Origin of the sequence: Streptomyces sp. NPDC059957 (assembly GCF_042730015.1) — a bacterium.
Classification (GTDB): Bacteria; Actinomycetota; Actinomycetes; order Streptomycetales; family Streptomycetaceae; genus Streptomyces.
The window spans coordinates 7,456-15,518 of the sequence record NZ_JBHWMB010000120.1; the positions used below are offsets into that span (position 1 = coordinate 7,456).

Consider the following 8,063-nt stretch of genomic DNA (forward strand, 5'->3'; position numbering starts at 1 on the left):
ACAGCACTGCTTCCACCCCTGTTCCACCTGGATCGAAAGAAGGCTGATGGACCTCGCGGAGATCTGGCGGGTCATGCGCAGGCGCTGGTACGTGCTGCTGCCCGGGCTGCTGCTCACGGCCGCGCTCATCACCGGCGTGTACCTGCTGGTCCCGGTGGAGTACCGGTCGCAGAGCACCGTGACCCTCCTGAACTCGAAGAAGGCCACGGTGGCCTTCGACGGCAACCCCTTCCTGAGCACCCAGGCCTCGCTCACCGGCATGGCCGACGGGCTGGCCCGCAACCTGAACTCCGACGATTCCAAGGCCGACCTCAAGGCCCAGGGACTCACCGGCCTGTACGAGGCGAAGATCGCCGACAACGCCCAGGGGCCCTTCATGTGGCTGAGCGTCACCGGCACCGACCCGGCCGCCGTCCTGAAGTCGGACCAGCTCTTCACCGCGTACGCCGAGAAGCGGCTCCTGGAGTTCCAGGCCCAGCAGTCGGTGACCCCCGAGGCGATGATCCGCATGGCGACGATCGTGCCCCCGCAGAAGCCGGAGGCGCAGACGAAGACCCGGCTCCAGTACCTGGTCATGGCGGCGGCGCTGGGCTTCGTACTCAGCCTCGTGGCCACCTTCTTCGTCGAGGCCCGGCGCCGCAAGGCCGACAAGCCCGGCCGGCGGGGGCCCGTGGCAGGCGGCGGGGAGCCGCCGGAGAACCCCGGTCCCGAGCCCGGTCCCAGTGATCGGCAGGGCAGCGCCGTCGACCCCACGGCGACCATGGCGCTCAAGGTCCTGCCCCCGTCGGCCTTCCGCTCCAAGGCATCTCCGTGACCGCGCCCACCACGGACACCACCGCCCAGGACCCGCCCGAGGCTCCGTCCCTGGCGCGCAAGGTGGGCTCCGCCGCCCGGTGGAGCCTGGTCAACACCATGGTGATGCGCCTGGGCAACTTCGTCACCGGCATCATCCTCGCCCGCTTCTTCCTCGGCCCGGAGGCCTGGGGCGTCTACGGGATCGCCCAGACGGTCCTGCTGGTCCTGCTCTCCGCCAACGAGCTCGGGGTCTCCCTCGCCATCGTGCGCTGGGAGGGCGACCCCCGCCGCTTCGCACCGACGGTCCTCACCCTCAGCGCCGCCTCCAGCCTGCTGCTGTACGCGGGCCTGTTCGCGGCGGCCCCGTTGGTGGCCCGGGTCCTCGGCTCGCCCGAGGCCTCGGGCGTGCTGCGGGTGATGTGCGTGTGCGTGGTCCTCGACGGGCTCTCGCAGGTACCCGCCGGCTTCCTCACCCGGGAGTTCCAGCAGGGCCGGCGGATGGCCATCGACGCCGTCAACTTCGTCCTCAGCACCGCGGTGACCCTGCTGCTGGCCGTCCAGGGCTGGGGCGCGATGAGCTTCGCCTGGGGCTCCGTCGCGGGCAACGTGGCCGCGCTCATCGGCTGCTGCCTGGCCGCGCCCGGCACCCTGAAGTTCGGCTGGGACCGGGAGCAGGCCCGGGCCCTGCTGCGCTTCGGGCTCCCGCTCGCAGGGGCCAGCATGCTCGCGCTCGGCGTCGTCAACGTGGACACCATGGTGGTGGGTTCCTCCCTCGACCAGCTGGCCCTCGGCTTCTACGTGCTCGCCTTCAACATCTCCGGCTGGCCCGTACGGATCATCTCCGAGGCGGCCCGCCGGGTCTCCTTCGCGGGGTTCTCCCGGCTGGCCGACTCCCCGGGCGCGTTGGCGGGAGGCTTCGGCCGCGCCCTCGGCGTGGTGATGACGGGCACGGTCCCGCTCTGCGTGCTGCTGGCCGGCCTCGCCGGGCCCATCGTCGAGCTCGTCTACGGGGCGCGCTGGCTGCCCGCCGCCGCCGCGCTGCCGTGGCTGATGGGGCTCGGACTGGTCCGGATCGGCTGTGAACTGGCCTACGACTGCCTGGTGGCGATCGGCCACCGCCGCTCCCTCATCGGGGTCCAGGGTCTGTGGCTCGCCGTCCTGGTCCCGGTGCTGGTGGCCGGCGCCGGCGCGGGCGGGATCGAGGGGGTGGCCCAGGGCCACGTCCTGGTCGCCGGGGCCGTCGTGGTGCCGGTGTTCCTCTTCGCCCTGCACCGGGGCGGCGTCCGCCTGGGCACCGTGGCGCGCGCCTGCGCCTGGCCCTTCCTCGGCGGCGCCGTGATGACGGCCGTGGTCCTCGGTCTGGAACGGCTCCTCGGCGACGGCGTCCTCGCGCTCCTGGCGACCGCGGCCGCCGCCACCCTGTGCTACGCCGTGTGCGTCCTGCCCAGCTTCGGGTTCCTGCGCGGCGCCGCACCGGCCGCCGCGGCCACGACGATCAAGGACTGACACCATGGCACGCGTGCGCAAACGACTGTGGGCCTGGCTGCTGGCCGGGGTCTTAACCGTCGCCGCCCTGACCCTCTACCAGGCCGAGCGGACGGGCCGCAGCGAGTCGGCGGCCGATTCCTGCCCGGAGAGCGCCCTCGAATGCCCCGGCGAGGAGAAGCCCCTCCCCCTGCCCGTGCCCACCGCCGCGCCCACCGACTCGCCGTCCGCGCCGGTCGGCCCGAGCCCCTCCGCGACCCCGGCGGCCTCCGCCTCCCCGTCGCCGACGCGTCCCCCGCCGGGCAGCAGTGCGCCGCCCGCCCCGGGCCCCGTCTGCAACGCCACCTCGCCCGGCGCCTGCGGCTTCCCCGACGCGCGCTCCACCGGCCCCCGGATCGCGCTGGAGCGGCACGACGTCGGGAACATGTCGGTCAAGACCGACGGCATGGTCATCAGGGGCTGGGACATCCGCGGCTCGCTCGACGTCTACGCCGACAACGTCACCGTCATCGACAGCAGGATCACATCGACCAACTGGTGGGGCATCAACCTCCGTCCGGGCTTCAAGGGCCTGCGGGTGCTGCACACCACGATCACCGCGGTGCCGGGCAAGGGCCCCGACAACGGAGGCGTCAACTACGCGGTCTCCAACATGGGCGAGAGCTCCGTCGAGGTCGGCTGGTGCGACGTCTCGGTGTTCGGCAACGCCCTGTCCATGGGCCAGGGCAACCTGCACGACAACTACGTGCACGACATCGTCGCCTTCCGGAACCTCGGCGGCGAGTGGCAGCACACCGATGCCGTAATCAGCGGCGGCGGCAACAAGGGCCGGCTGACGGTCCGCCACAACACCCTGCTGAACTCCGTCCCGGTCGACAAGGGCGCCAGCGCCGCGCTCGGGCTCTTCGCCGACACCGGTGTGGTCTCCAACGTCGTCGTCGACAACAACTGGCTGGCCGGAGGGGCGTACGCGCTCTACGGCGGTGGCCCGGGAGCCACCGGCATCCAGGTCACCGACAACGTGTTCTCCACCCAGTACCACCCCCACAGCGGGCTCTACGGGGCGGTCGCCGCATGGAACGCGGGCGGCGCGGGGAACGTGTGGCGCGGCAACCGCATGTCGGACGGGCGGCCCGTCGTCCCCGAGCCCTCCCCCTGACCACCGAGAGGACATGACGTGCGCCCCATCGCCCGGGCCCCCTGGGAGCTGCTCAAGCGGACCTTCGGCTGGCTGGTCCTCTTCGAGGCCAGGAACAAGCTCGTGCTGGCCCCCTCCGCCCTGCGGCTGCGCCGCTTCGAGAACGCGGAGGCCGGCAGGCTCGGCCCGCTCCTGGGCCGGCCGCCGTCCGCCCTGGTCGCCACCGTGATCGCCACCCACCGGCGCCCCGAGGCCCTGCGCGCGGCGGTGGCCTCGGCGCTGGCGCAGACCGTGGCCGACCAGGTGGTCCTCGTCGTGGACGACGGGGCAGGACTGCCCGAACTCCCGTCGGATCCACGGCTCTTCGCGGTGTCGCTGGCCCGGAACACGGCCACGGCCGGGGTGGTGCGCAACGTGGGGATCCGGCTGAGCCGCTCCCGGTACGTGGCCTTCCTGGACGACGACAACCTGTGGGAGCCCGACCATCTGGAGCAGGCCCTGATGGTCCTGGAGTCGCCCGGCGGACCCGACGCGGTGTACACGGCGCTGCGCAGGGTGCTCCCCGACGGATCGCAGCGGGACGTGCTGTCGGTGCCCTTCGACCGCCGCCGCTCGGCGCACGAGGCCTTCCTCGACACCAACGCCTTCGTGGCGCGCCGCACCCCGGCCCTGTACTTCAGCCGGCTGCGGCGGACCCCCGAGGTCCTGCCCCGCGAGGACTGGGAGCTCGTACGCCGCTACAGCCGGCGCCACGAGGTCCGCCACCTGCCCCGGCCGACCGTCCGCTACCTGGTCAACCCGGAGAGCTTCTACACCGCCTGGGAGGGACCGGCCCCCGCCGGGCCGGCCCCCGCCACCTGATGTCCGGCCCGGTCAGGGACCCGGGGTGGCGCGCAGCGCGGTCCGGCTGGTCAGGGCGCGCGCCGCGGCCCGGTTCGCCGGGCGGCCGAGCGCCGCCCGGGAGGTCTCCCGTAGGAGCACGGCCGCGTGGAAGGCGATGGTGGCCGGTGCCGAGTGCCGGCGACCGTAGAGGCGTACGCGGTTGAGGGTCAGCAGGGCCCACAGGCGCGGGGAGACCTGCGATTCCCCGCCGAGGTGGACGGCCGAGGCGGCGGGCTCGAGCCGGGTGGCGAAGCCGCGGTCGCGGGCCCGCAGGCAGTACTCGGTCTCCTCCGAGTACAGGAAGAACGATTCGTCCCAGGCTCCGCAGGCGTCCAGGCACTCACGGGAGAGCGCCATCAGCGCGCCGGACGCCCAGTCGGCGACGGTCTTGCGCTCGTACGCCGACGGATCGGTGACCAGCTCGCTCCACCGCGGGAAGCGTCCCGCGCGACGGTTGCCGATCACGGCCTCGCCCAGGGCCCGGGTCAGCTGGGACTCCCGGCGCAGCGAGTGGTAGAGCGTCCCGTCCTCCTCGTACAGCTGCGGGACGCTGATCCCCACCCGGCGCCCGCCGGCCACCGGGTCGCCGAGCGCGCCGACGAGCAGTTGCGCGCAGCCCGGCCGCATCCGGATGTCCGGATTGCACACCAGGGCGGTGCGGAAGCCGCCCTCCCATTCGGCGGCGGCGGCCAGCGCGGCGTTCACCCCGGCCGAGTAGCCCGCGTTGCGTCCGGTCTCGACGACGGTGGCCTGCGGAGCCAGTGACCGGATGAGGTCCACGGTGCCGTCGGCGGAGTCGTTGTCCGCGACGACGAGCCGCCAGTCGACCCCGGCCATGGCCTGCGGCAGGGAGGCGAGGAACTCGGGTATCACCCGGGCGCTGTTCCAGGTCACCACGACGACGGCTACGGTGCCGGCCGGGGAACTGGAGACTGTGCTGTCGGAAGCTGTGCTGTCGAGAACTGTGCTGTCGGGAACTGTTTTGTCTGGAACTGTGCTGTCGAACGGCATGAGGACTCCGTGGTTCGGGGCTCGGGCGCGGAGCGCCGGATGAAACCGAGGTAGCTGCCTCCGGCGGCGATCGTCAGGAAGAACATCCCGGCGAACATCGGGAAGCTGAGGGCGTCGAACGTGGCCGCGCTGACCAGGGCGACGAGGGCCGAGGCGAAGAAGGCCTGGCCGAGCTCCCGGTCGGACTCGGTGGCGGCGAGGCGGCGGATGGCGCCGCCCTGGTGGATTCCGGTGAGGAACAGCGCCAGGAGCGCGAGCAGGCCGACCAGGCCCATCTCCGCCAGGGTCAGCATGTACTGGTTGTCGGTGAAGAAGTAGAGGTCCGGGGTGAAGGTACCCAAACCCCGGCCGAACAGCGGGCGTTCCTCCAAGTACGGCACGATCGCGCTGTACTTGACGGTGCGGGCCTGGGTGCTGCTGTCGGAGTTCGACACGAAGGACGCGAAGAGCGTGGTGATCGTGCCGATCAGTCCGGGGACCAGGACCTTGAAGACGGCCACCGAGCCGAGCAGCAGACCGAAGGCGGTCCAGCGGCGCTGCGGCTTCCACCTCGGCACCATCACCAGCACCACGATGAGGGCGCCGATGATGGAGGTCCGCGACACCGTCAGCGGCAGGGCACCGCCCATCAGCGCCACCGGCGCCCAGCGGCGCCAGCGGGTCAGGTGAGCCCGCACCGGATCGAAGGCCTGCTGGATCGCGAAGGGCAGGAGCAGGGCGAGCATGCCGCCGAACTCCAGCGGCTGCGCGGTGGTCGAGCGCGGTCTGGTGAACGCCCCGCGGTCCAGGGTGGTGATCTGGGCGACGCTCGACTGGAGTCCGGGGATGCTGATCTTCTCGGCGATGTTCGTCGCGGTGAAGAAGTCGTAGTAGCCGATGGCGGCGACCACGGCCCCCATCACCACGGCCCGTCGCAGCAGCACGTCCAGGCGGGCCCGGTCCTGGATCCCGGCGGAGATCAGCACCACCAGCGACACCCAGACCAGCAGTCCGATCAGACCCCGGTCGGCGCCCAAGACCTCTTTCTGCGAGCTTCCCCGGGAGGCGTTCGCCAGGTACGAGGCCAGGACCGAGACCGCCAGCAGCCACATGACGACCCGGGGCAGCCGGGTGCCGTGGGCCGGTCTGATCCGGCCGGTCAGCCAGGTCGCCAGGTACCAGAACAGGGCCAGGAGCGCGAAGACGTTGGCCGGGGTGCCGACGCCGCCGAGACCCGGCAGGGTCAGGTTCGAGGGGATGAAGAAGGCCAACCCCATGTAGCCGGTGAGCAGGGCGGTGGCGTCGAGCTCGCGGTGGCGGGTCCGCTTGCGCCCGCGCGTCCTGGCCGTACCGGCCGCGGCCTCGGCTGCCTCCCGCCGGCGCCGGCGGCCCGCCAGCATGCTCTCCATGACGAAGGAGGCGGTGAAACCGGCGACCAGGCCGGCGATGACCACGGCCAGTACCTGCTGGTAGCGGGTCTTGAGCTGTGGTTTCGGGGTCTGCGGCAGCACCACGGGGGCGGTCTGCACGAAGTAGGCGGGCTGCACCTTGGCCGCCGCCTGGAGCGCGTTGAGCTGCTCCCCGGCGAAGTCGGTGAGCGTACTGGTCTCCTTGAGCACCTTGTTCCGGTTGGTGCCCGTGACGGTCAGCGTGAGCATCGGGCCGGAGGCGTTGGCGGCGAAACCGACCGTGTAGGGGTCGGTCACCCCGAGCCCGTGCAGGTCCCGCGCCGCGTCGGCGCCCGACAGGGTCCTGATGAGCACGTCGGCGGTCACCACGAGCGAACCGCCCGCGTTCGCGATGGGGTTGCCGAAGGCGGGGGCCAGTTGGGCCACGGCCGTGGAATCGAGCAGGGCCACCGAGCTCTGGGACTGGTAGGACACCGGGACCGACTGGTACAGCTGGGCGCCCGCGAGGACCCCGCACAGGGTCAGGGGCCCCATGACGTACCAGCGGCGCCGCAGTACCGCTCCTATCTCACCGATGTTCACGAAGCCTCCCTCCCAACCACCCGGGAACCGTTGGCGTGTTGCCAGGCGTCCTGGGAAGATCGAACACGACGGAAGGAATCCTGTTGTCGCCTGGTGAGCTGTTCCGCGCGCTGCGCCGCCGCTGGTACGTGCTGCTCCTGGCGGCCGTGGTGGCGGCTGCCGGGGCGCTCCAGGTGCTCCGGCCCACCACGACCTACGTGAGCACCGCGATCGTCGTCCTCAAGCCGCCGGTGACGAGCAACCAGCCGAACCAGCTCGCCAACCTGCAGCCGCCGCTGGCCGCCGTGTCCCTGGCCGCCGTACAGCAGTTGGACTCCTCCGACGGTGAGGCCGAACTGCGCGCCGCCGGAGTGGCGGGCAGCTACCGGCTGATCCCGCGCAACAGCGGCACGAGCGTCACCCCGCGCTATCTGATTCCCTCCCTCCAGATCCAGGCGGAGCACACGGACCCGGCCACGGCCGACCGTTCGGTGCTCAAGGTCGTCGAGGTCTACGGGAAGCACCTCTCGGACATGCAGGCCGAGCAGCGGATCCCGGCGGCGGGCCGGATGAGCGTCACCCTGCTCGTACCGCCTTCCGCGGTGGCACAGTTGGGGACCAAGAGCCGTGGGCTGGCCGGGACGGCGGTACTGGCCCTGGTCGCCGGGGTGGCCTGCGCGCTGTGGACCGATCGGTTCCTGGCGGGCCGCGCCCGGCGCCGGCGCGAACGCGCCGACGACGGGGGCAGCGGGCCGCAGCGGGACGAGAGCCCCGTGCCGGCGGCCGCGGCGGCCCGCTGAGAC

7 protein-coding genes are annotated in these 8,063 nt (G+C 72.3%); 5 read left to right on the forward strand and 2 right to left on the reverse strand.

All coding sequences use genetic code 11. The features are described 5' to 3' along the window. The 4 genes from ACFWBW_RS39730 to ACFWBW_RS39745 form a co-directional block, all read left to right on the forward strand. Nucleotides 1-814: chain length determinant protein (locus ACFWBW_RS39730; RefSeq protein ID WP_385384101.1), on the forward strand; the 814-nt coding region annotated here is incomplete at its 5' end. Beyond that, nucleotides 811-2,301, forward strand: coding sequence for an oligosaccharide flippase family protein (locus tag ACFWBW_RS39735; RefSeq protein WP_385384104.1), 1,491 nt, complete (start codon nt 811-813; stop codon nt 2,299-2,301). The genes ACFWBW_RS39730 and ACFWBW_RS39735, both read left to right, overlap by 4 nt. A 4-nt stretch (nt 2,302-2,305) precedes the next feature. Continuing rightward, the gene (locus ACFWBW_RS39740; protein WP_385384107.1) at nt 2,306-3,439 is read left to right on the forward strand and encodes a hypothetical protein; all 1,134 of its coding nucleotides are present in this window, start codon (nt 2,306-2,308) and stop codon (nt 3,437-3,439) included. 18 nt (nt 3,440-3,457) lie between these two features. Then, the gene (locus ACFWBW_RS39745) at nt 3,458-4,279 is read left to right on the forward strand and encodes a glycosyltransferase family 2 protein (protein WP_385384110.1); all 822 of its coding nucleotides are present in this window, start codon (nt 3,458-3,460) and stop codon (nt 4,277-4,279) included. A gap of 12 nt (nt 4,280-4,291) precedes the next feature. Here ACFWBW_RS39745 and ACFWBW_RS39750 read toward each other — a convergent pair whose 3' ends face one another. Both ACFWBW_RS39750 and ACFWBW_RS39755 read right to left on the reverse strand, forming a co-directional pair. Further along, complete coding sequence (locus ACFWBW_RS39750; protein WP_385384113.1) at nt 4,292-5,197, reverse strand: glycosyltransferase; 906 nt, start codon at nt 5,195-5,197, stop codon at nt 4,292-4,294. Nucleotides 5,198-5,205: 8 nt separating this feature from the next. Further along, entirely contained in the window at nt 5,206-7,281 is a 2,076-nt protein-coding gene (locus ACFWBW_RS39755) for an O-antigen ligase family protein (protein ID WP_385384116.1), read from the reverse strand. A gap of 83 nt (nt 7,282-7,364) precedes the next feature. On the opposite strand from ACFWBW_RS39755, the gene ACFWBW_RS39760 reads away from it, so the two are divergent. Continuing rightward, nucleotides 7,365-8,060 (forward strand): hypothetical protein, encoded by a 696-nt coding sequence (locus tag ACFWBW_RS39760; protein WP_385384120.1) that lies wholly within the window; start codon nt 7,365-7,367, stop codon nt 8,058-8,060. Nucleotides 8,061-8,063 lie beyond the last annotated feature (3 nt).

Bases quoted from the DNA above. Each gene is read 5' to 3' on its own strand.
- ACFWBW_RS39740 (WP_385384107.1), top strand. From the start codon at position 2,306: ATGGCACGCGTGCGCAAACGACTGTGGGCCTGGCTGCTGGCCGGGGTC.